Raw genomic sequence first — 21,151 nt, 5'->3', positions numbered from 1 at the left:
TTTATTCAATATCGAATTAAGCTTCGATGATTGTAACAACGCCTGATCCAACTGTACGTCCACCTTCACGGATTGAGAAACGAGTACCGTCTTCAATAGCGATTGGTGAAATTAATTCAACGTCCATTTCAACGTTGTCGCCAGGCATAACCATTTCAATACCTTCTGGTAAGTTAACTACACCAGTTACGTCAGTAGTACGGAAATAGAATTGTGGGCGGTAGTTTGTGAAGAATGGAGTATGACGTCCACCTTCGTCTTTAGATAATACATAAACTTCAGCTTTGAATTTAGTGTGAGGTGTGATTGAACCTGGTTTAGCTAATACTTGACCACGGTTAACGTCTTCACGAGCAACACCACGTAATAATGCACCGATGTTATCTCCAGCTTCAGCGAAGTCTAATAATTTACGGAACATTTCAACACCAGTTACAGTTGTTTTAGAAGATTCTTCAGTTAAACCGATGATTTCAACTTCTTCACCAACAGTGATTTGACCACGTTCAACACGGCCAGTAGCAACAGTACCACGACCAGTGATTGAGAATACGTCCTCAACTGGCATCATGAATGGTTTGTCAGAGTCACGTTCTGGAGTTGGAATGAATGTATCAACAGCTTCCATTAATTCCAGGATTTTATCTTCGTAAGCTTCGTCGCCTTCTAATGCTTTTAATGCTGAACCAGCAATTACAGGAACGTCGTCGCCTGGGAAGTCATATTCAGATAATAAGTCACGAACTTCCATTTCAACTAATTCTAATAATTCTTCATCGTCAACCATGTCAACTTTGTTTAAGAATACTACTAATGCAGGAACACCTACGTTACGTGATAAAAGAATGTGCTCACGAGTTTGAGGCATTGGACCGTCAGCAGCAGATACTACTAAGATACCGCCGTCCATTTGAGCAGCACCAGTGATCATGTTTTTAACATAGTCAGCGTGTCCTGGGCAGTCAACGTGCGCATAGTGACGTTTTTCAGTTTCATATTCGATGTGTGAAGTATTGATTGTAATACCACGTTCTTTTTCTTCTGGAGCGTTATCGATTTGGGCGTAAGAACGAGCTTCTCCGTCACCAGAACGTTTTGCTAATACAGTTGCGATAGCAGCTGTTAAAGTAGTTTTACCATGGTCAACGTGACCGATAGTACCAATATTGGCATGTGTTTTTGAGCGATCAAATTTTTCTTTAGCCATTATAAAATCTCTCCTATTCATATTAAAAATTATTTTTTATTTAATCCTCATGATGGTTACTCACCATCATGAGGATAACCTATAGTTAATTTATAAATCATTTTGAGGAAAAAATCAATTTATTAAAGCGAATGTATTATTCACCTTTGTTTTTCTTGATAATTTCTTCAGAAATTGATTTAGGAACTTCTTCGTAGTGGTCAAATACCATAGTATAAGTACCACGACCTTGAGTGTTAGAACGTAAGTTTGTAGCGTAACCGAACATTTCTGAAAGTGGAACAAATGCACGAACAACTTGAGCGTTACCGCGTGCTTCCATACCTTCAACACGTCCACGACGACTTGTTACGTCACCCATGATGTCTCCCATGTACTCTTCAGGCATAACGATTTCAACTTTCATCATTGGCTCTAAGATTACAGGGTTACATTTTTTAGCTGCTTCTTTAAGTGCTAATGACGCAGCAACTTTGAAGGCCATTTCAGATGAATCGACATCATGATATGAACCATCATATAGTTTAGCTTTAACGTCAACTAATGGATATCCAGCTAATACACCGTTTTCCATAGCGTCTTTAAGACCAGCTTCAACTGATGGAATGTATTCACGAGGAACTACACCACCGACGATAGCGTTTTCGAATTCGAAGCCGCCACCTTGTTCGTTAGGTGTGAATTCAATATGAACATCACCATATTGTCCACGTCCACCTGATTGACGAGAGAATTTACCTTGAACTTGTGCAGATTCTTTGAACGTTTCACGGTAAGATACCATTGGAGCACCAACAGTACATTCTACTTTGAATTCACGTTTCATACGGTCTACTAAGATATCAAGATGTAATTCACCCATACCACCGATGATAACTTGTCCAGTTTCATGGTCAGTGTGTGCATGGAATGTTGGATCTTCTTCTTGTAATTTAACTAATGCGTTAGTCATTTTATCTTGGTCAGCTTTAGATTTAGGCTCAACAGATAAGTGAATAACAGGTTCTGGGAATTCCATTGATTCTAAGATAATGTTATCTTTTTCATCACATAAAGTATCACCAGTACCAGTATCTTTAAGACCAACAGCACCTGCAATGTCACCAGAATATACAGTAGAAATCTCTTCACGAGAGTTAGCGTGCATTTGTAGGATACGACCTACACGTTCACGTTTACCTTTAGTAGAGTTTCTTACGTATGAACCAGATTCCATTGTACCTGAATAAACACGGAAGAATGTTAATTTACCTACGAATGGGTCAGTCATTACTTTAAACGCTAATGCAGCGAAAGGCGCTGAGTCATCAGGTCTAGCAATTACTTCTTCATCTTCGTTATCAACTCTATGTCCGATAATAGGTTTAACATCTAATGGTGATGGTAAGTAGTCAATAACAGCGTTCAACATTAATTGAACACCTTTGTTTTTGAATGCTGTACCACATAATACTGGGTAGAATTCAACGTCACAAGTAGCTTGACGGATAGCCGCTTTAAGCTCATCAATTGTGATTTCTTCTCCACCTAAGTATTTTTCCATTAAATCGTCATTTGATTCAGCAACAGCTTCAATTAAAGCTTCACGAGCTTCTTCAGCTTGTTGTTTGTGAGATTCTGGGATCTCAATTTCGTCAATTTCAGTACCTAAGTCATTAGTGTATTGGAAACATTTCATTTCTACTAAATCAATAATAGCGTTGAAATCGTCTTCCGCACCAATTGGTAACTGAATTGGGTGAGCATTTGCTTGTAAACGCTCATGTAGTGTACCAACTGAATATTCAAAGTTAGCACCCATTTTGTCCATTTTATTAATGAATACAATACGAGGTACTCCGTAAGTTGTAGCTTGACGCCAAACTGTTTCAGTTTGAGGTTCAACACCTGATTGCGCATCAAGAACAGTTACAGCACCATCAAGTACACGTAATGAACGTTCAACTTCAACTGTGAAGTCTACGTGTCCTGGTGTATCGATGATGTTTACACGGTGACCATCCCATTGTGCAGTAGTCGCAGCAGAAGTGATTGTAATACCACGCTCTTGCTCTTGATCCATCCAGTCCATTTGTGAAGCACCTTCATGTGTTTCACCAATTTTATGGATACGGCCTGTGTAATAAAGAATACGTTCAGTAGTAGTAGTTTTACCAGCATCGATGTGAGCCATGATACCGATATTACGAGTGTTTTTCAAAGAAAAATCTCTTGCCATAGTATTCTTACTCCTTCCAAAACATTGGATATTTGGTTGTTGTTTATATAGATACTTTGATACCCTAAGTGTTTAAAAAACTATAGATGACCTATAAATAAGCCTCTTTATAATTTTAACGCTTAGGGTTCTAAGTTCTATCTTACCAACGGTAATGAGCAAACGCTTTGTTAGCTTCTGCCATTTTGTGAGTGTCTTCACGTTTCTTAACAGCACCACCAGTGTTATTGGCAGCATCTAAGATTTCATTAGCTAAACGCTCTTCCATAGTTTTTTCACCACGAAGACGCGCGTAGTTAACTAACCAACGTAAACCTAAAGTAGTACGACGTTCTGGACGTACTTCTACAGGTACTTGATAGTTTGAACCACCTACACGGCGAGCTTTAACTTCAAGTACAGGCATGATGTTGTTGATAGCTTCATCGAATACTTCCATAGCATCTTTACCTGAACGTTCTTGAACAAGTTCGAATGCAGAATAAAGAATTCTTTGAGCAGTACCACGTTTACCATCAAGCATGATTTTGTTGATTAATTTTGTTACTAATTTAGAGTTGTGAATTGGATCTGGTAAAACATCTCTTTTTGCAACTGGACCTTTACGAGGCATAATCGTAATCCTCCTTCCTCATTATAAAGTTTAATTGTTTTATCGTCATTTAAAAAACTGTTATTTACAGAAATTTAATGTCAAATTATTTTTTAGCAGCTTTAGGTTTTTTAGCACCATAAAGTGAACGGCTTTGCATACGACCGTCAACACCAGAAGTGTCTAAAGCACCACGTACGATATGGTAACGTACACCAGGTAAGTCTTTTACACGTCCACCACGAATAAGTACAACACTGTGTTCTTGTAAGTTGTGGCCAATACCAGGGATATACGCGTTTACTTCGATGTTGTTTGATAAACGAACACGAGCATATTTACGTAAAGCTGAGTTAGGTTTTTTAGGTGTCATAGTTCCTACACGAGTACATACACCACGTTTTTGAGGAGAGTATACAGTAGTCATTTTTTTCTTCATGCTATTGTAACCTCTGTTTAATGCTGGTGCAGTTGATTTTTGTGATTTACTAGTACGAGGTTTACGTACTAATTGGTTAATAGTAGGCATCTTTAATGTCCTCCTCTCTTCATTTCTTAATTCCACACATCCAGGTGGTTCATTTTAAGTCAAATAAAAATAGTAAGCACAGCTTACACATTTATTTAAGCAATGCAACAACTGTCGCATTAACTTCTATTCCATAGCGTGATCCAAGTTCTTGTCGACTAGGACTATAACTTATCGGAACGCCTGTCTCAAATGCTATCGATAACACTTTCGACAAAATATGAATATTGACATCTTGAGCAATGATTACTTGACGTACATCATGCTTCAATAATGCTTTAGTGGTCTGTTTTAAACCAATGACATAACTGTCTTGATTTAAGCTTAAGGCTTTTTCATTAGACATTTCATATCCTCCAAAGCGTCTGCTTTCATCAACCTTAACAATAATAACATTGCACAGTTATAAAGTCAATCATTTTCAAGGTGTTTTTATAATAAAATACAAGCTGTTCTAGGAACCTAGAACAGCCCATATATATTAGTCAGTCACAACTTGTTCTTCAGGTACTACTTCTTTTTCAACTTTTTCAAAGTCAACACCAGTATATCTTCTCATACCTGTTCCGGCAGGGATCAATTTACCGATGATAACATTTTCTTTAAGTCCAAGTAAGTCATCACGTTTACCTTTAATAGCAGCATCTGTAAGTACTCTTGTTGTTTCTTGGAATGAAGCAGCTGATAAGAAACTTTCAGTCTCAAGAGATGCTTTCGTAATACCAAGTAATACAGGTTTAGCAGTTGCTGGACGTTTACGCGTCGCAAATACTTCTCTGTTTGCATCAGTGAATATATGAATATCAACTAATGCACCTGGTAATAATTTAGTATCTCCTGCTTCAATAATTCTTACTTTACGAAGCATTTGTCTAACCATAACTTCAACGTGTTTATCTGAAATTTCAACACCTTGCATACGGTAAACTTTTTGTACTTCTTTAAGTAAGTAACTTTGAGTAGCATTTAAGCCTGCAACAGCTAGTAATCCTTTAGGTTCAATTGAACCTTCAGTCATAACTTCACCACGTTCTACGTATTGACCTTCTTCAACTTTAAGTCGAGCAGTACCTGGTGCGTTATAAGTACGGATTTCATTTTCGCCTTTAACTTTAATTTCTTGTTGACGATCTTTAACGATCGTAATTTCAGTTACTTCACCATTAATTTCAGAAATAACAGCTTGTCCTTTAGGGTTACGTGCTTCAAATAGCTCTTGAATACGAGGTAAACCTTGAGTGATATCGGCACCTGCCACACCACCTGTATGGAATGTACGCATTGTAAGCTGAGTACCTGGTTCACCGATTGATTGTGCAGCAATTGTACCAACTGCTTCACCAACTTCAACTTGTTCACCAGTTGCTAAGTTCTTACCATAACATTTTTCACATACACCGTGACGAGTATTACATGTAAATGCAGAGCGAATATGCATTTCAGTAATACCTGCATCAACTATTTGTTTAGCAATATCAGCAGTTATTAATTCATTAACTTTAATAATTACTTCATCTGTTTCAGGATGACGTAATGTTTCTTTAGAGTAACGACCTTCAATACGTTCAATGAATGGTTCGATTAACTCTGATCCTTCTCTAATATCTGAAACAAGTAATCCACGGTCAGTTCCACAGTCTTCTTCTCTAACGATAACATCTTGTGCTACGTCAACTAGACGACGTGTTAAGTAACCTGAATCGGCAGTTTTCAGTGCTGTATCGGCAAGACCTTTACGCGCACCGTGAGTAGAGATGAAGTATTCAAGTACTGTTAAACCTTCACGGAATGAAGATTTAATAGGTAACTCGATAATTCGACCAGATGGGTTAGCCATCAAACCACGCATACCAGCTAATTGAGTGAAGTTTGATGCGTTACCACGGGCACCAGAGTCACTCATCATGAAGATTGGGTTTAAGCTGTCTAATGACATCATTAATTTTGCTTGAATATCATCTTTAGCTTTTGTCCAAATTTCAATTACAGCAGCATAACGTTCGCTTTCAGTAATTAAACCACGGCTAAATTGTTTCTGTACTTTATCTACTTTGATTTCTGCTTCTCCAATAATTTCTTGTTTATCAGGAAGTACCACAATGTCAGAAACCCCAACTGTAATACCAGCTCTAGATGAATATTTAAATCCTAAGTCTTTCATCTTATCAAGCATTACAGATGTATCTGTAATGTGGAATTTATTAAAGATTTCCGCAATGATTTGACCTAAGAATTTCTTGTTAAATGGTTTAACAAGTTCAACATCTTGTAAGTACTCAATTAATCCACCTTCTGGAATATCAGTAGGTGATACAAAGTATTTATCAGGTGTTGATTTTTCTAAATTGAAATTCGTTGGTTCATTAATATACGGGAATGAATCCGGCATAATTTCATTGAAAATAATCTTACCAACAGATGTGATAAGTAATTTATTGTTTTGTTCTTCAGTGAATGTTGGGTTCTTTAATGATCTTGCATGAACAGCTATACGTGAATGTAAATGAACATAACCATTTACATACGCTTTAATAACTTCTTCTGTTTCACTAAAGATTTCACCAGCTCCAGTAGCGCCTTTACGTTCAAGTGTTAAGTAATAGTTACCTAATACCATATCTTGAGAAGGTGTTACGACTGGTTTACCATCTTTAGGGTTCAAGATGTTTTGAGCTGCAAGCATTAACATACGTGCTTCTGCTTGTGCTTCTTTTGATAATGGAACATGGACAGCCATTTGGTCACCATCAAAGTCAGCGTTATAAGCAGTTGTTACAAGTGGATGAAGTCTGATTGCACGACCTTCAACTAATGTAGGTTCAAATGCTTGAATACCTAAACGGTGAAGTGTTGGTGCACGGTTTAATAGTACTGGATGTTCTTTAATAACATCTTCTAGTACATCCCAAACTTCTTCTTCCATTCTTTCTATTTTACCCTTTGCATTCTTAATGTTTGTAGCAATTTCACGTTCAACCAGTTCTTTCATAATGAAAGGTTTGAACAATTCTAACGCCATTTCTTTCGGTAGACCACATTGATACATTTTAAGGTTTGGTCCAACTACGATAACTGAACGACCTGAATAGTCAACACGTTTACCAAGTAAGTTTTGACGGAAACGACCTTGTTTACCTTTTAACATATGTGACAATGATTTTAATGGACGGTTACCTGGTCCAGTAACTGGACGACCACGACGACCATTATCAATTAAAGCATCTACAGCTTCTTGTAACATACGTTTTTCATTTTGAACGATAATACCAGGTGCACCTAAGTCTAATAAACGTTTCAAACGATTATTACGGTTGATAACACGACGGTATAAATCATTTAAATCACTTGTTGCGAAACGTCCACCATCTAATTGAACCATTGGACGAATTTCAGGTGGAATAATTGGTAATACATCTAAGATCATCCAAGATGGGTCATTACCTGAGTGACGGAATGATTCAACAACTTCTAGACGTTTAATTGCTCTTGTCAATCTTTGTCCTGTTGCTGATTCTAATTCTTCACGTAATTCTTTTAATTCTTTATCTAAGTCAATATCGCTTAATAAGTCACGGATTGCTTCTGCACCCATTTTTGCTGTGAATTTACCTGGATATTTATCATAATACTCACGGAATTCACCTTCAGTTAATAATTGTTTCTTCTCTAATCCAGTTGGACCTGGATCAATTACAGTGTAAGAAGCAAAGTATATAACTTCTTCAAGTGAACGTGGTGACATATCAAGTAAAAGTCCCATACGACTTGGGATACCTTTGAAGTACCAAATGTGTGAAACTGGAGCTGCTAATTCAATGTGCCCCATTCTTTCACGACGCACTTTTGATTTAGTAACCTCTACACCACAGCGGTCACAGACCATGCCTTTATAGCGTACTCTTTTATATTTACCACAACTACATTCCCAGTCCTTAGTTGGACCAAAAATTTTCTCACAGAATAAACCATCTCTTTCAGGTTTTAACGTACGGTAGTTAATTGTTTCTGGTTTTTTCACTTCACCAAATGACCAAGAACGGATCTTTTCAGGTGAAGCAAGTCCTATTTTCATGTAATGGAAATTATTTACATCAATCAAGGAGCCTACCTCCTTCAATTTAAATTAGTTGTGCCGGTTGATTGATAATGTATAACAAATGTAAAGCGCAAATGGTTAATCAAATGCGCTTTATTAACTTTTAGTCAGTTACTTGTTGCCCTTCTATTGATGCATCTTGTGAAACACCTAAATCAACTTTCTTGTCCATCATATCTTCATCTTCTAAATCACGCATTTCGATTTCGTTATCGTGTTCGTCCATAACTTTAACGTCTAGACCTAAACTTTGTAACTCTTTCATTAATACGCGGAATGATTCAGGAACACCTGGTTTAGGGATGTTTTCTCCTTTTACGATAGATTCGTAAGTTTTAACACGACCTACTGTGTCATCAGATTTATAAGTTAAAATCTCTTGTAAAGTATAAGCTGCACCGTAAGCTTCAAGTGCCCATACTTCCATCTCACCGAAACGTTGTCCACCAAATTGAGCTTTACCGCCAAGTGGTTGTTGTGTAACAAGTGAGTATGGTCCAGTAGAACGCGCATGTAATTTATCGTCTACCATGTGTGCAAGTTTAAGCATGTACATTACACCTACAGATACACGGTTATCAAACGGTTCACCAGTACGACCATCGTATAGTACAGTTTTACCATCACGAGCCATACCTGCTTCTTCAATAGTTGACCAAACATCATCATCGTTTGCACCATCAAATACTGGTGAAGCAACATGAATACCTAAATTCTTAGCTGCCATTCCAAGATGAAGTTCTAATACTTGTCCGATATTCATACGAGAAGGTACACCTAATGGGTTTAACATGATGTCAATTGGTGTTCCATCTGGTAAGTAAGGCATATCTTCTTCAGGTAAGATACGTGAGATAACACCTTTGTTACCGTGACGACCACACATTTTATCTCCGACATGTATTTTACGTTTTTGAACGATGTATACACGTACTAATTGGTTTACACCTGGAGATAATGAATCATCGCCTTCTTCTCTGTTAAATACTTTAACATCTAATACAATACCACCTGCACCGTGAGGTACACGTAATGATGTATCACGAACTTCACGAGCTTTTTCACCAAAGATTGCATGTAATAATCTTTCTTCAGCTGTTAATTCAGTTACACCTTTAGGCGTTACTTTACCAACTAGGATATCTCCGTCTTTAACTTCAGCACCAACATAAACGATACCACGATCATCTAAGTTCTTAAGCGCATTGTCAGAAACGTTAGGAATATCACGTGTGATTTCTTCAGGTCCTAATTTAGTGTCACGAGCTTCTGATTCATATTCTTCAACGTGAATTGAAGTATAAACATCATCTTTAACAAGACGTTCACTCATGATTACAGCATCCTCATAGTTATAACCGTCCCAAGTCATGAAACCAACGACTACGTTACGTCCAAGTGCCATTTCACCAAGTTCCATTGAAGGACCATCAGCTAAAATTTCACCTTTAGAAACAATATCTCCGCTGGCAATGATTGGACGTTGGTTGTAACAAGTACCTGAGTTACTACGTTTGAATTTAGATAATGGGTAACGATCTAATTCTGTTTCGATCTCTTTTCCATTCTCTTCAACAATACGTCTAACAAGGATTTCTTTTGCTTCTACGTGCTCAACTCTACCTTTATACTTAGCAACTACTGCTGCACCTGAATCACGTGCAGTTACGTGTTCCATACCAGTACCAACAAATGGTGCTTCTGGGTTCATTAAAGGTACCGCTTGACGTTGCATGTTCGCACCCATAAGCGCACGGTTAGAGTCATCGTTTTCTAAGAACGGAATACATGCTGTCGCTGCAGAAACAACTTGTTTAGGAGATACATCCATGTAGTCCATACGTTCTTTAGGTTTCGTAGTGTTGTCCCCACGGAAACGACAAAGTACTTCGTCATCTACGAATTTACCTGTTTCATCAAGTACAGAGTTTGCTTGCGCAACTACATAGCTGTCTTCTTCGTCAGCTGTTAAGTAGTCAATTCTGTCAGTAACTTGGTTTGTTTCGATGTTTACCTTACGATAAGGTGTTTCAATGAAACCAAATTCATTAACTCTTGCATAACTTGATAATGAGTTGATTAAACCAATGTTTGGTCCCTCAGGCGTTTCAATTGGACACATACGACCATAGTGAGAGTAGTGAACGTCACGTACTTCCATACCAGCACGCTCACGAGTTAAACCACCCGGTCCTAATGCTGATAGACGACGTTTATGCGTCAACTCTGCTAATGGGTTTGCTTGGTCCATGAATTGAGATAATTGAGAGCTACCAAAGAATTCTTTAATAGATGCAATTACTGGACGAATATTAATTAATTGTTGAGGTGTGATTGAATCAGTGTCTTGAATTGACATACGTTCACGTACAACACGTTCCATACGTGATAAACCAATTCTGAATTGGTTCTGTAGTAATTCTCCTACTGAACGTAGACGACGATTACCTAAATGGTCGATGTCATCTGTGTAACCTACACCATGTAACAAGTTGAAGAAATATGATAGTGAAGAAATAATATCTGCTGGTGTAATACATTTCACTGCTTCATCAGGGAATGCATTACCAATCACTGTTGTCGTACGTTTTTCTTCATCACCAGGAATATAAATTTTAACTGTTTGAACTTCTACTGGCTCATCTAAGACACCACTATTAAGTTCATAAACATGAATATTAGCGTTTGATTCTAAAACATCGATGATTTTATCTAAATTACGACGGTCTAAAACAGTACCTTCTTCAGCCGCAATTTCACCTGTTTCAACGTCAACGATAGGCTCAGCTAAAGTTTGGTTGAATAAACGATGTTTAAGATGTAATTTTTTATTCATTTTGTAACGACCTACTGCCGCTAAATCATAACGTTTTGGGTCAAAGAAACGTGAATATAATAGACTTTTAGCGTTCTCTACTGTTGGTGGTTCTCCCGGACGTAAACGCTCATAAATTTCAAGCAATGCTTGGTCTGTTGTTTCAGTATTATCTTTGTCTAATGCATTTCTTAAATACTCATTATCACCAAGTAAATCAATGATTTCTTGATCTGATGAGAATCCTAAAGCACGGATTAATACTGTAATTGGTAATTTACGTGTTCTGTCTATTCTTACGTAAGGAACATCTTTAGCATCTGTTTCATATTCTAACCATGCACCACGGTTAGGAATTACAGTAGTTCCAAAACTCACTTTACCGTTTTTATCAACTTTTTCGTTGAAGTAAACGGATGGTGAACGTACAAGTTGAGATACAATAACACGTTCTGCACCGTTAATTACAAAAGTACCAGTGTCAGTCATTAATGGGAAATCACCCATGAATACTTCTTGATCTTTCACTTCGCCTGTTTCTTTGTTAATTAAACGGACTTTAACGCGTAATGGTGCTGCATATGTTGCATCACGGTTTTTAGATTCTTCTAAATCATACTTTGGTTCACCTAGACGGTAATCTACGAACTCTAAAGAAAGGTTACCTGTAAAATCATCAATTGGAGAAATGTCGCGGAACATTTCTAGTAAACCTTCTTTTAGAAACCATTCATATGATTTCGTTTGAATCTCTATTAAGTTAGGTAGTTCTAAAATCTCGGAAATTCTCGCATAACTTCTACGAACACGATGTCTTCCATACTGGATAAGTTGACCTGTCAACAGATTCACCCCTCAAATATTGTGAATATAACTTTGCGCCTTACAAAATAAATATAATAAGACAAAAAGAAAACGGAAAGTCAATGATTCCATTTTCTATTTCGTACGACTTATTCCTAACATTCAATTAAGGGCGACGCAAAAGTACACACTTATTGAATATAATTTTTAACATTCTATTACTATATCAGAACAAAACACCAAAATCAAGCTTTTACACTTTTTAAAATGTAATAACCCTTGCTTTTTTCGATTATTTCTGCATTACCAAAAATATCTTGCATTTTTTTCTTTGCAGAAGGCATACCTTGCTTCTTCTGAATAACAACTAGAAGCTGTCCACCACTCGATAATACTTCGATGCTTTGCTCAAGAATTTTATGAACAATTTCTTTCCCTGCTCTAATTGGAGGGTTTGTTAATACAAAATCAAATTCTAAATCTAATACATCATCTAAACAGTTACTTACTTTCAACTGAGCATTTTGAATGTTGTTAGATCGTTGATTATCTTTTGCCAAATCCAATGCGCGTTCGTTCACATCTACCATAGTCACTTCACTATGCGGAAGTACTTTCGCACACATTAAACCTATTGGACCATAACCACAGCCCACATCCAATATTTTCTTTTTAGGACCAGGGGGATTTGCATTTAAGAACGTTGTTACGAGTAAATCAGACCCAAAGTCTATTTTCCCTTTTGAGAAAACACCATGATCTGTCTGAAGAGAGAGTTTGTTATCGCGATAAAAATAATCGAAACTTTCTCGTTCCGACTTCACGTTTGGATCGTTATCAAAATAATGACTCATTACGCCACCTCTTTATTGATTAAATGAGTAAATAAAAACCCGTTATCATGATAATAACGGGTTTTTTGATTTAATACAGAGATTATTTTAATTCTACAGATGCGCCAACTTCTTCTAATTTTTCTTTTAAAGCTTCAGCGTCTTCTTTAGATAAACCTTCTTTAACAACTTTAGGAGCGTTGTCTACGACTTCTTTAGCTTCTTTTAAGCCTAAGCCAGTTGCTTCTTTAACCGCTTTAACAACTTTAATTTTTGAATCCCCAGCTGAAGTTAATTCAACGTCGAATTCAGTTTTTTCAGCTGCTGCGTCTCCACCAGCTGCGCCAGCTGCTGCTACAGGAGCTGCTGCTGTTACACCAAATTCTTCTTCGATAGCTTTTACTAAGTCATTTAATTCTAATACTGACATTTCTTTAATTGCTTCAATAATTTTTTCATTAGACATGATATATATCCTCCATTAAATAGTTTTATTTGTTGCTGAATTATTCAGCACTTTCTTCTTTTTGTTCTCCAACAGCTTTAACTGCATAAGCAAAGTTACGAATTGGAGCTTGTAATACAGATAGTAACATTGATACAAGACCGTCTTTTGATGGTAATGAACCGATAGTGTTAACTTCTTCTGCAGATACAACTTGTCCTTCGATAACACCTGCTTTGATTTCTAACGCTACGTTTTCTTTAGCGAAGTCAGCAAGAATTTTAGCTGGTTCAACAACTTCTTCGTTTGAAAAAGCAATTGCGTTAGGACCAGTTAATGTTTCTTCTAAACCTTCGATACCAGCAGCTTCAGCAGCACGACGAACTAAAGTGTTTTTGTAAACTTTATATTCGATACCTGCTTCACGTAATTGTTTACGTAATTCAGTAACTTGCGCAACTGTTAAACCACGGTAGTCAACAATAATTGTTGAAACAGAATTTTTAAGTTGTTCAGTAATTAAATCAACTTTTTGTTGTTTAGCTTCAACGATTTTTGAATTAGACATCTCTACACCTCCATATTAATTGTCCGTGCTTTTATGATGAGGTTTCTCAACAAAAAAGCACTTTTTACCCACGGCAAAAAGTGCTTGAATTTTATACGTTCAAGTCAATTTAAGCCTCGGTAGGATCGCTTTTTAAGTTCAAAAATGAACTCCTACTGTCTTAGGTTAAATATTACACATCCAAAACTATAACGCGTTTTGGAGTTGAAGTCAATATTTTTATATTATAATTTAAAGCTTGAAGTATCAACTTTGATACCAGGACCCATTGTTGTTGTAACAGCAACAGATTTGAAATAAGTACCTTTAGATGATGCTGGTTTAGCTTTAGTTAATGTATCTTGAATTGTTTTGAAGTTATCAACTAATTGTTGCTCGTCAAATGATACTTTACCAATAGATGCATGAACAATACCAGATTTTTCAGCACGGTATTCTACTTTACCTGCTTTAATTTCTTCTACTGCTTTTTTGATATCCATTGTTACTGTACCAGTTTTAGGGTTTGGCATTAAACCTTTAGGTCCTAATACACGACCAAGTTTACCAACTTCACCCATCATGTCAGGTGTTGCAACGATTACATCAAAGTCGAACCAACCTTGGTTGATTTTGTTAATATATTCTTCACCTACATAATCTGCTCCAGCTTCTTCTGCTTCTTTGATTTTATCGCCTTTGGCGAATACTAATACACGTTGTGTTTTACCAGTACCGTGTGGTAATACTACAGCACCACGGATTTGTTGGTCATTCTTACGTGTATCAATGCCTAAACGAAATGCAACTTCTACAGATGCATCAAAGTTAACAGTACTTGTTTCTTTTGCTAATTTAATCGCTTCTTCAACAGCGTATGTTGCAGTACGATCGATTTTAGCAACTGCTTCTTGATACTTTTTACCTTTTTTAGCCATTTTGTTTTCCTCCTTTAGTGGTTTTAGCGGAATGTTACCTCCCACGTGCATTATCCATAAAGACAATGCAATAGCAGACAGCGAAATAGCCGCCTGCTTAAACTTTAAAACTCAATTATTCTACGACAATACCCATGCTGCGTGCAGTACCTTCAACGATACGCATAGCTGCTTCTTCAGATGCCGCGTTTAAGTCAGGCATTTTAGTGTTAGCAATTTCACGTACTTGGTCTTGAGTTACTGTAGCAACTTTAGTTTTGTTAGGTTCACCAGAACCTTTTTCTACTTTAGCTGCTTTTTTAAGTAATACTGCTGCAGGTGGTGTCTTAGTGATGAAAGTAAATGAACGATCTTCAAATACTGTAATTTCAACTGGAATGATTAAACCTGCTTGCTCTTGTGTACGAGCGTTGAATTCTTTACAGAATCCCATAATATTCACACCGGCTTGACCTAATGCAGGACCAACTGGTGGTGCTGGGTTTGCTTTACCTGCAGGAATTTGCAATTTAACAACTTTAACTACTTTTTTAGCCACGATGTGCACCTCCTTGATATCGTGATGTGGTCATGGGGTAATGATATTTTACCCTCCCACTCTTCATTTCGTGACGAAATGGTTGCGCATAGTCCGAGCGCGACCTTTAAATAATAACATTGAAATTATGAAATTTCAAGTGTTTTTTTACAACTTTTCAATTTGATCGAATTCAACTTCGACTGGTGTTTCTCTACCGAACATGTCAACAAGTACTGTTAATTTATACTTCTCAACATCGATTTCTTTGATTTCACCAACTTGGTTACTAAATGGTCCGCTTGTTACGCGTACTTGTTCACCTAATTCAACTTCTACGTCGACAGTTTTTTCTACCATGCCCATTTGTTTAAGGATGAATTTCGCTTCCTCAGGTAATAATGGATTTGGTTTAGATCCTGCACCAGCAGAACCAACGAAACCTGTAACGCCAGGTGTATTTCTTACGACATACCATGATTCATCAGTCATAATTAACTCAACTAATACGTATCCAGGGAAAGTCTTCTTGATTTGTGTCTTCGCTTTACCATCTTTAATAGATGTTTCTTCCTCTTCAGGAATCACAACTCTAAAAATTTGTTCTTGCATGTTCATTGTCTCAACACGCTTTTCTAGGTTTGTTTTGACTTTATTTTCATAACCTGAATAAGTGTGCACTGCATACCATCGTTTAGCGCCTATCTCTTCTGACATTTTGCCACTCCTTACTATCTAATCAAATTAATTAATTCTGTAATTCCTAAATCTAATGCATAGAAAAAGATTAAGAAAAAGATTACTGTACACACTACTATTGTTGTATATTTAACAAGTTCTTTGCCAGTTGGCCAACTTGTTTTCTGCATTTCTGATTTTACGCCTTGAAAGAAGTTTTCTTTTTTAGCCATTGATTTTCCTCCTTTTAGATGGATTCTTTATGCAATGTATGCGTATTACAAGTTTTACAAAACTTTTTTAGCTCTAATCGTTGATCTGTATCTTTTTTAGGGACTGTATAATTTCTAGCTCCGCATTTCTCGCAATTTAAAGGGACTTTTCTCATCTTATCACCTAATTCATTCTAATCCTAGATTAATATACAAAACAAAACACCTAATTGTCAAACAAAGCTGAAGTAATTTCAGCCTTGTTCAGTTTCTTTTTTAATCTGTATTGTGCGTTGTATATATGTTTTACTGGTACATCTAGTTCATTTGATATTTCTTTTTTTGTTTTTCCTTGTGCTGTTAATTTTAGAATGTCCGTTTCTATAGGTGATAGTTTATTAGAATCCATCAAATAGGATAGCGAACATTCTGTTAACATTTCATTTTCAAAATCCTGACCATGACCATCTCTTAGACACCCTATTAAATTAACCGAATCACTTTTTGTTTCATCAATACTCAATGAATCTTTTAATATTTGATACTTAGTACTTTTAACTTTTCTTATATAATCAATTTTAGCATTTTTAATAATGACATTCACACAATGTATAAAGGACTCTTGCTTGTCACAATCAAATGTGAGTGCTTGCTTATACAACTTATATCTTATAATTTGTGCGATGTCCTCTTTATCATTATAAGGTAGTCTCAATGTGCTTACCCGCTTCTGAATGTCACTTTCGAAAACATTTAATAGTTGATTAAACGCTTCTTTGTCACCACGCTGAATGTCAGCAATCCATTTTAACAACTGCTTGTCTGTATTCATGTCATTCATCATGCTCATCCCTTGTTATTGTTTTGAGCATATTTTACAGAGCGCGTTCCTTATAAATCAAACTCCAAAAAATCATATTTATCGATTATTTCTTCTCCATTTTTCAAATTGCTGTAATACTTCATCTGGCAAGTTCAATCTATTTCTAGGCGTCTTAGTTTTAATTTCTGATAGATGCTTTGTTACAACAGATTCTTGATTTGCAATTGTTGACCACATTTCTCTAGATGAGATTCTATACGCACCTGAACCAAAAATAGCATGTTGTTCACTCATATCACTTGTGACTACTGTAATATGCGTAATATGCTTTCGATATAATTCATACGTTAGTCTTTCGATATAACTATCTGCTGTTTCTTTCCCTTTCGTATAAACAACTTTCACACCGTGCTTAAATTCTACTGATTCAGTACCTTCTACACCATATGCATCAAAAACAACAATCATTTCACCATCATGCTGGGTATTATAATTGATAAGTGTGATTAACAATTTATCTCTCGCTTCTTCTAAAGAAACTTGAGCAATGGAAGACAATTCGTTTGATTGTCCTATTAAGTTATAGCCATCAATAATTAAATAGATATCTTTCATTATGATTGTCCTATTGGATGCCTTTTTCTATAAACTTCATACATAAGCAGACTCGCTGCAACAGAAGCATTTAAGCTATTAACGTGTCCAACCATTGGTAATTTAATATAAAAATCACACTTATCTTTCACTAATCGACTCATACCTTCGCCTTCACTGCCTATAACGATAACAAGTGGCATTCCAGCATCCATTTGTCTATAATCAGTCGCATTCTTTGCATCTGTACCTGCGACCCAATATCCTACTTCTTGAAGTCTTTCAATTGTTTGCGGTAAATTCGTCACGCGAATAACTGGAACATGTTGAATGGCACCTGTTGAAGCTTTTGCTACTGTTGCATTTAACTGCACGGATCTTCTCTTCGGAATAATAATGCCATCAATACCTATTGCATCAGCTGTTCTCATAATAGAACCTAAATTATGCGGATCTTCTAAACCATCTAACATCAATAAGCACGGTACATGGTCAATATCTTTAGTTTCTGAAATGAAATCTTCTAATTCTTTATATGGATATGGCGCAATTTGAGCCGCGATACCTTGATGTGGAACATCTGTTAAATAGTCAATTTTTGATTTAGGTACAGTTTGGACGACTATTTTTTCAGATTTTGCAATTTTTAAAATTTCACCAATTTGTTTCTTGTTGATACCTTCTTGAATTAATATTTTATTAATCGTATGACCTGAAGTTATCGCTTCTTTGACTGCATGCCTACCAACTATAATCGATTCATCCATTGGCTCCCACCCTTTCTTCTGTTATTTCAATCATTTTATTAACGAGTTCTTCTAAGCGTTCTGTTTCATCTATTAAGAATAAATAACCGATGACCGCTTCAATCGCTGAACTTTTTCTATACGTTTGAATATCTGTATTCTTCGCTTTCGTATAACTTTTTGCATTACGACCTCGTTGAATAATTTCTAATTCTTCTTCTGTAAAAAATTCATTCTCTATCAAAATATTAAGTGCATAAGCTTGTCCCTTTGCAGAAACATATTGTTTAGACAATTGATGTAATCGATTAGGTTTCCCTTTTATTTTAAGGATAATATGTTTTCTGACATACGTATCTAATATCGAATCACCCATGTAAGCTAAGGATAACGGATTTAACATTTTAATTGTTAATTTATCCACGTCTAAACCTCACACCTTGAGCTGTGTCTTCAAGAATAATATTTTGTTCTTTTAGTGCGTCTCTAATTTCGTCCGCTCTTTGGAAATTCTTAGCTTTTCTTGCTTCATTACGTTCTTCAATTAATGCTTCAATTTCTTCATCAAGCAATTCATTTTGTTGTTTACCTACTAAAGGTACACCGAGAACTTCACTAAAGATTTCATACACTTCTTTGAAACGATTAATTGTTTTTGTAGAAGTTGTATTTTCAAGTAAATATTTATTAGCTAATTTATTCAAGTCATACCATGCAGTCATTGCATTAGCTGTATTGAAATCATCATCCATAGATGTTTCAAAGTCTTTTAATATTTCATTAATACGTTCGATATGTTGTTCTGTTTCATCTTCTTCTAATACAGCATGTTGCGATCTATCAACTAACGATTGATAACTGTTTCTAATTCTTTCTAAACCTCTATTAGCTGCTTGTACAAGTTCTAAATCATAGTTTATTGGATTTCTATAGTGCGCACCTACCATAAAGAATCTTAATACATCAGGGTCAATTTCTTTTATAATGTCATGAACTAAAATAAAGTTACCTAATGATTTACTCATTTTTTCATTGTTAATATTTACAAAGCCATTGTGCATCCAATAATTCGCGAATGTCTTATCATTGTGTGCTTCTGATTGAGCAATTTCATTTTCGTGGTGAGGGAATTGCAAATCTGTTCCTCCAGCATGGATATCAATCGTATCGCCTAAATGAACTTGTGCCATTACAGAACATTCAATGTGCCAACCTGGTCTACCTTCTCCCCATGGGCTAACCCATTTAATTTCGCCTGGTTTAGCTTTTTTCCATAAAGTGAAGTCTAGCGCATCTTCTTTTTGTTCACCTGATTCTATTCTAGCGCCAACTTTTAAATCATCTAATGATTGATGACTCAACTTACCGTAATCATCAAAACGTCTTGTACGATAATAAACGTCACCACCGCTTTCATATGCATAGCCTTTTTCGACTAATACAGCTATGAACGCAATAATATCATCCATGTGATCCATTACTCTTGGATTCGCTGTTCCACGTTTACAATTTAAAGCACCTGTATCTTCGTAGAATGCTTCAATAAAACGATCCGCAATTTCCGGAACTGTTTCACCTAATTCATTTGCAGCTTTGATTAATTTGTCATCAACATCTGTAAAATTAGATACATATTGTACATCGTAGCCACGGTATTCTAAATATCTTCTTACGACATCAAATGCTACTGTTGCTCTTGCATTACCAATATGAATGTAGTTGTAAACTGTCGGTCCACATACATACATTTTTACTTTTCCTTCTTCGATAGGAATAAATTCTTCTTTTTGTCTTGTTAACGTATTATATAACGTAATCATCAACAATCTCTCCATTCTTCGTCTTTTCAAGTTGACGTTCTAATTCTTTTAATTGTTCATATATTGGGTCTGGTAAATTTGTATGATTAAAGTTCTTACCAATTTTCAATCCATCTTGTTTAACAATTCTACCTGGAATACCAACTACTGTTGAATAATCTGGTACATCTTTGAGAACGACTGAGTTCGCGCCAATATTCACATTGTTGCCGACTTCAATATTACCTAATACTTTTGCACCAGCAGCTATCAGTACATTATCGCCTATGTCTGGATGTCTTTTTCCGCGTTCTTTACCTGTCCCACCGAGTGTTACACCTTGGTAGATTGTTACATTATTGCCGATACGACATGTTTCACCTATTACGATACCCATGCCATGGTCGATGAATAATCTCTTGCCGATTGTAGCACCTGGATGAATTTCAACTCCTGTGAAAAATCGAGCAATTTGAGATATCGATCTTGCTATAAAGTACATTTTTTTCTTAAAGAACCAATTAGCGATCAAATAACTCCATATAGCATGTAGTCCTGAGTAAGTCATAACGACTTCAAATGAAGATCTTGCTGCAGGGTCTTGATCAAATACCATTTGAATATCATCTTTGACTCGTTTAAACATTTAAATCCCCCCTCAGATAACAAAAAGCGCCCCTAACAATAATTGCTAGAGGTGCCTTTTTGCACGGTTCCACTCTTTTTAGCATTAAAAAATGCTCACTCTTTTAAATATT

General features: G+C 36.2%; 21 protein-coding genes and 1 other annotated feature. All 21 genes read right to left on the bottom strand.

Going from position 1 to position 21,151, the window contains the following annotated elements; translation table 11 throughout:
- Positions 1–16: 16 nt before the first annotated feature.
- The 21 genes from tuf to cysE all read right to left on the bottom strand — a co-directional run bounded on the left by tuf (position 17) and on the right by cysE (position 21,039).
- Positions 17–1,207 carry an elongation factor Tu gene (gene tuf, locus LQ693_RS05045; protein ID WP_107565230.1) on the bottom strand — a complete coding sequence of 397 codons (1,191 nt, stop codon included), beginning with the start codon at positions 1,205–1,207 and terminating at the stop codon, positions 17–19.
- A gap of 136 nt (positions 1,208–1,343) precedes the next feature.
- Positions 1,344–3,425: an elongation factor G gene (gene fusA, locus LQ693_RS05040; RefSeq protein ID WP_107565229.1), complete on the bottom strand. Its 2,082-nt coding sequence runs from the start codon at positions 3,423–3,425 to the stop codon at positions 1,344–1,346.
- A gap of 142 nt (positions 3,426–3,567) precedes the next feature.
- Positions 3,568–4,038 (bottom strand): 30S ribosomal protein S7, encoded by a 471-nt coding sequence (gene rpsG, locus LQ693_RS05035; RefSeq protein ID WP_025904867.1) that lies wholly within the window; start codon positions 4,036–4,038, stop codon positions 3,568–3,570.
- Between the two features lie 85 nt (positions 4,039–4,123).
- Entirely contained in the window at positions 4,124–4,546 is a 423-nt protein-coding gene (gene rpsL, locus LQ693_RS05030; RefSeq protein WP_025904866.1) for a 30S ribosomal protein S12, read from the bottom strand.
- Positions 4,547–4,637: 91 nt separating this feature from the next.
- Complete coding sequence (locus tag LQ693_RS05025) at positions 4,638–4,892, bottom strand: ribosomal L7Ae/L30e/S12e/Gadd45 family protein (protein ID WP_025904865.1); 255 nt, start codon at positions 4,890–4,892, stop codon at positions 4,638–4,640.
- Positions 4,893–5,027: 135 nt separating this feature from the next.
- Positions 5,028–8,645, bottom strand: a complete 3,618-nt coding sequence (gene rpoC / locus LQ693_RS05020) for a DNA-directed RNA polymerase subunit beta' (protein WP_107572785.1) — start codon at positions 8,643–8,645, stop codon at positions 5,028–5,030.
- Positions 8,646–8,745: 100 nt separating this feature from the next.
- The gene (gene rpoB, locus LQ693_RS05015) at positions 8,746–12,300 is read right to left on the bottom strand and encodes a DNA-directed RNA polymerase subunit beta (protein WP_037589920.1); all 3,555 of its coding nucleotides are present in this window, start codon (positions 12,298–12,300) and stop codon (positions 8,746–8,748) included.
- Between the two features lie 206 nt (positions 12,301–12,506).
- Positions 12,507–13,115: a class I SAM-dependent methyltransferase gene (locus LQ693_RS05010; protein ID WP_037589919.1), complete on the bottom strand. Its 609-nt coding sequence runs from the start codon at positions 13,113–13,115 to the stop codon at positions 12,507–12,509.
- An 82-nt stretch (positions 13,116–13,197) separates the two neighbouring features.
- Positions 13,198–13,560 carry a 50S ribosomal protein L7/L12 gene (rplL, locus tag LQ693_RS05005; RefSeq protein ID WP_267919501.1) on the bottom strand — a complete coding sequence of 121 codons (363 nt, stop codon included), beginning with the start codon at positions 13,558–13,560 and terminating at the stop codon, positions 13,198–13,200.
- 40 nt (positions 13,561–13,600) lie between these two features.
- Positions 13,601–14,107 carry a 50S ribosomal protein L10 gene (rplJ, locus tag LQ693_RS05000; protein WP_239703106.1) on the bottom strand — a complete coding sequence of 169 codons (507 nt, stop codon included), beginning with the start codon at positions 14,105–14,107 and terminating at the stop codon, positions 13,601–13,603.
- Between the two features lie 42 nt (positions 14,108–14,149).
- Positions 14,150–14,290 (bottom strand) — a sequence feature (ribosomal protein L10 leader region).
- A gap of 41 nt (positions 14,291–14,331) precedes the next feature.
- Positions 14,332–15,024: a 50S ribosomal protein L1 gene (gene rplA, locus LQ693_RS04995; RefSeq protein WP_037589918.1), complete on the bottom strand. Its 693-nt coding sequence runs from the start codon at positions 15,022–15,024 to the stop codon at positions 14,332–14,334.
- Between the two features lie 115 nt (positions 15,025–15,139).
- Entirely contained in the window at positions 15,140–15,562 is a 423-nt protein-coding gene (gene rplK / locus LQ693_RS04990; protein WP_025904858.1) for a 50S ribosomal protein L11, read from the bottom strand.
- Between the two features lie 147 nt (positions 15,563–15,709).
- Entirely contained in the window at positions 15,710–16,258 is a 549-nt protein-coding gene (gene nusG, locus LQ693_RS04985; RefSeq protein ID WP_107565225.1) for a transcription termination/antitermination protein NusG, read from the bottom strand.
- Positions 16,259–16,272: 14 nt separating this feature from the next.
- Positions 16,273–16,452: a preprotein translocase subunit SecE gene (gene secE, locus LQ693_RS04980; RefSeq protein ID WP_025904856.1), complete on the bottom strand. Its 180-nt coding sequence runs from the start codon at positions 16,450–16,452 to the stop codon at positions 16,273–16,275.
- A gap of 14 nt (positions 16,453–16,466) precedes the next feature.
- The gene (rpmG, locus tag LQ693_RS04975) at positions 16,467–16,607 is read right to left on the bottom strand and encodes a 50S ribosomal protein L33 (RefSeq protein ID WP_075577615.1); all 141 of its coding nucleotides are present in this window, start codon (positions 16,605–16,607) and stop codon (positions 16,467–16,469) included.
- A 50-nt stretch (positions 16,608–16,657) separates the two neighbouring features.
- Positions 16,658–17,272, bottom strand: a complete 615-nt coding sequence (locus LQ693_RS04970) for a sigma-70 family RNA polymerase sigma factor (RefSeq protein WP_107565224.1) — start codon at positions 17,270–17,272, stop codon at positions 16,658–16,660.
- Positions 17,273–17,350: 78 nt separating this feature from the next.
- Entirely contained in the window at positions 17,351–17,869 is a 519-nt protein-coding gene (locus LQ693_RS04965; protein ID WP_025904854.1) for an NYN domain-containing protein, read from the bottom strand.
- Complete coding sequence (gene rlmB / locus LQ693_RS04960) at positions 17,869–18,615, bottom strand: 23S rRNA (guanosine(2251)-2'-O)-methyltransferase RlmB (RefSeq protein ID WP_025904853.1); 747 nt, start codon at positions 18,613–18,615, stop codon at positions 17,869–17,871. Before rlmB ends, LQ693_RS04965 begins: the two co-directional genes overlap by 1 nt.
- Complete coding sequence (locus tag LQ693_RS04955) at positions 18,608–18,997, bottom strand: Mini-ribonuclease 3 (RefSeq protein ID WP_162841903.1); 390 nt, start codon at positions 18,995–18,997, stop codon at positions 18,608–18,610. Before LQ693_RS04955 ends, rlmB begins: the two co-directional genes overlap by 8 nt.
- Before the next feature lie 13 nt (positions 18,998–19,010).
- A complete protein-coding gene (gene cysS / locus LQ693_RS04950; RefSeq protein ID WP_107572784.1) occupies positions 19,011–20,414 on the bottom strand; it encodes a cysteine--tRNA ligase in 1,404 nt (467 codons plus the stop codon).
- The gene (gene cysE / locus LQ693_RS04945) at positions 20,398–21,039 is read right to left on the bottom strand and encodes a serine O-acetyltransferase (RefSeq protein ID WP_025904850.1); all 642 of its coding nucleotides are present in this window, start codon (positions 21,037–21,039) and stop codon (positions 20,398–20,400) included. The genes cysS and cysE overlap by 17 nt, the downstream gene beginning before the upstream one ends.
- Between the last annotated feature and the right edge of the window lie 112 nt (positions 21,040–21,151).

The organism is Mammaliicoccus sp. B-M6 (assembly GCF_022386965.1).
GTDB classification, from domain to species: Bacteria; Bacillota; Bacilli; order Staphylococcales; family Staphylococcaceae; genus Mammaliicoccus; species Mammaliicoccus sciuri_A.
This window is presented reverse-complemented; position numbering and strand designations above follow the sequence as displayed.

Excerpts from the sequence above, each read along its gene's own strand:
- tuf (WP_107565230.1), bottom strand. The coding sequence starts at position 1,207 with ATGGCTAAAGAAAAATTTGATCGCTCAAAAACACATGCCAATATTGGT.
- fusA (WP_107565229.1), bottom strand. The coding sequence starts at position 3,425 with ATGGCAAGAGATTTTTCTTTGAAAAACACTCGTAATATCGGTATCATG.
- rpsG (WP_025904867.1), bottom strand. The coding sequence starts at position 4,038 with ATGCCTCGTAAAGGTCCAGTTGCAAAAAGAGATGTTTTACCAGATCCA.
- rpsL (WP_025904866.1), bottom strand. The coding sequence starts at position 4,546 with ATGCCTACTATTAACCAATTAGTACGTAAACCTCGTACTAGTAAATCA.
- LQ693_RS05025 (WP_025904865.1), bottom strand. The coding sequence starts at position 4,892 with ATGTCTAATGAAAAAGCCTTAAGCTTAAATCAAGACAGTTATGTCATT.
- LQ693_RS05010 (WP_037589919.1), bottom strand. The coding sequence starts at position 13,115 with ATGAGTCATTATTTTGATAACGATCCAAACGTGAAGTCGGAACGAGAA.
- rplL (WP_267919501.1), bottom strand. The coding sequence starts at position 13,560 with ATGTCTAATGAAAAAATTATTGAAGCAATTAAAGAAATGTCAGTATTA.
- rplJ (WP_239703106.1), bottom strand. The coding sequence starts at position 14,107 with ATGTCTAATTCAAAAATCGTTGAAGCTAAACAACAAAAAGTTGATTTA.
- rplA (WP_037589918.1), bottom strand. The coding sequence starts at position 15,024 with ATGGCTAAAAAAGGTAAAAAGTATCAAGAAGCAGTTGCTAAAATCGAT.
- nusG (WP_107565225.1), bottom strand. The coding sequence starts at position 16,258 with ATGTCAGAAGAGATAGGCGCTAAACGATGGTATGCAGTGCACACTTAT.
- secE (WP_025904856.1), bottom strand. The coding sequence starts at position 16,452 with ATGGCTAAAAAAGAAAACTTCTTTCAAGGCGTAAAATCAGAAATGCAG.
- rpmG (WP_075577615.1), bottom strand. The coding sequence starts at position 16,607 with ATGAGAAAAGTCCCTTTAAATTGCGAGAAATGCGGAGCTAGAAATTAT.
- LQ693_RS04970 (WP_107565224.1), bottom strand. The coding sequence starts at position 17,272 with ATGAATGACATGAATACAGACAAGCAGTTGTTAAAATGGATTGCTGAC.
- LQ693_RS04965 (WP_025904854.1), bottom strand. The coding sequence starts at position 17,869 with ATGAAAGATATCTATTTAATTATTGATGGCTATAACTTAATAGGACAA.
- rlmB (WP_025904853.1), bottom strand. The coding sequence starts at position 18,615 with ATGGATGAATCGATTATAGTTGGTAGGCATGCAGTCAAAGAAGCGATA.
- LQ693_RS04955 (WP_162841903.1), bottom strand. The coding sequence starts at position 18,997 with ATGTTAAATCCGTTATCCTTAGCTTACATGGGTGATTCGATATTAGAT.
- cysS (WP_107572784.1), bottom strand. The coding sequence starts at position 20,414 with ATGATTACGTTATATAATACGTTAACAAGACAAAAAGAAGAATTTATT.
- cysE (WP_025904850.1), bottom strand. The coding sequence starts at position 21,039 with ATGTTTAAACGAGTCAAAGATGATATTCAAATGGTATTTGATCAAGAC.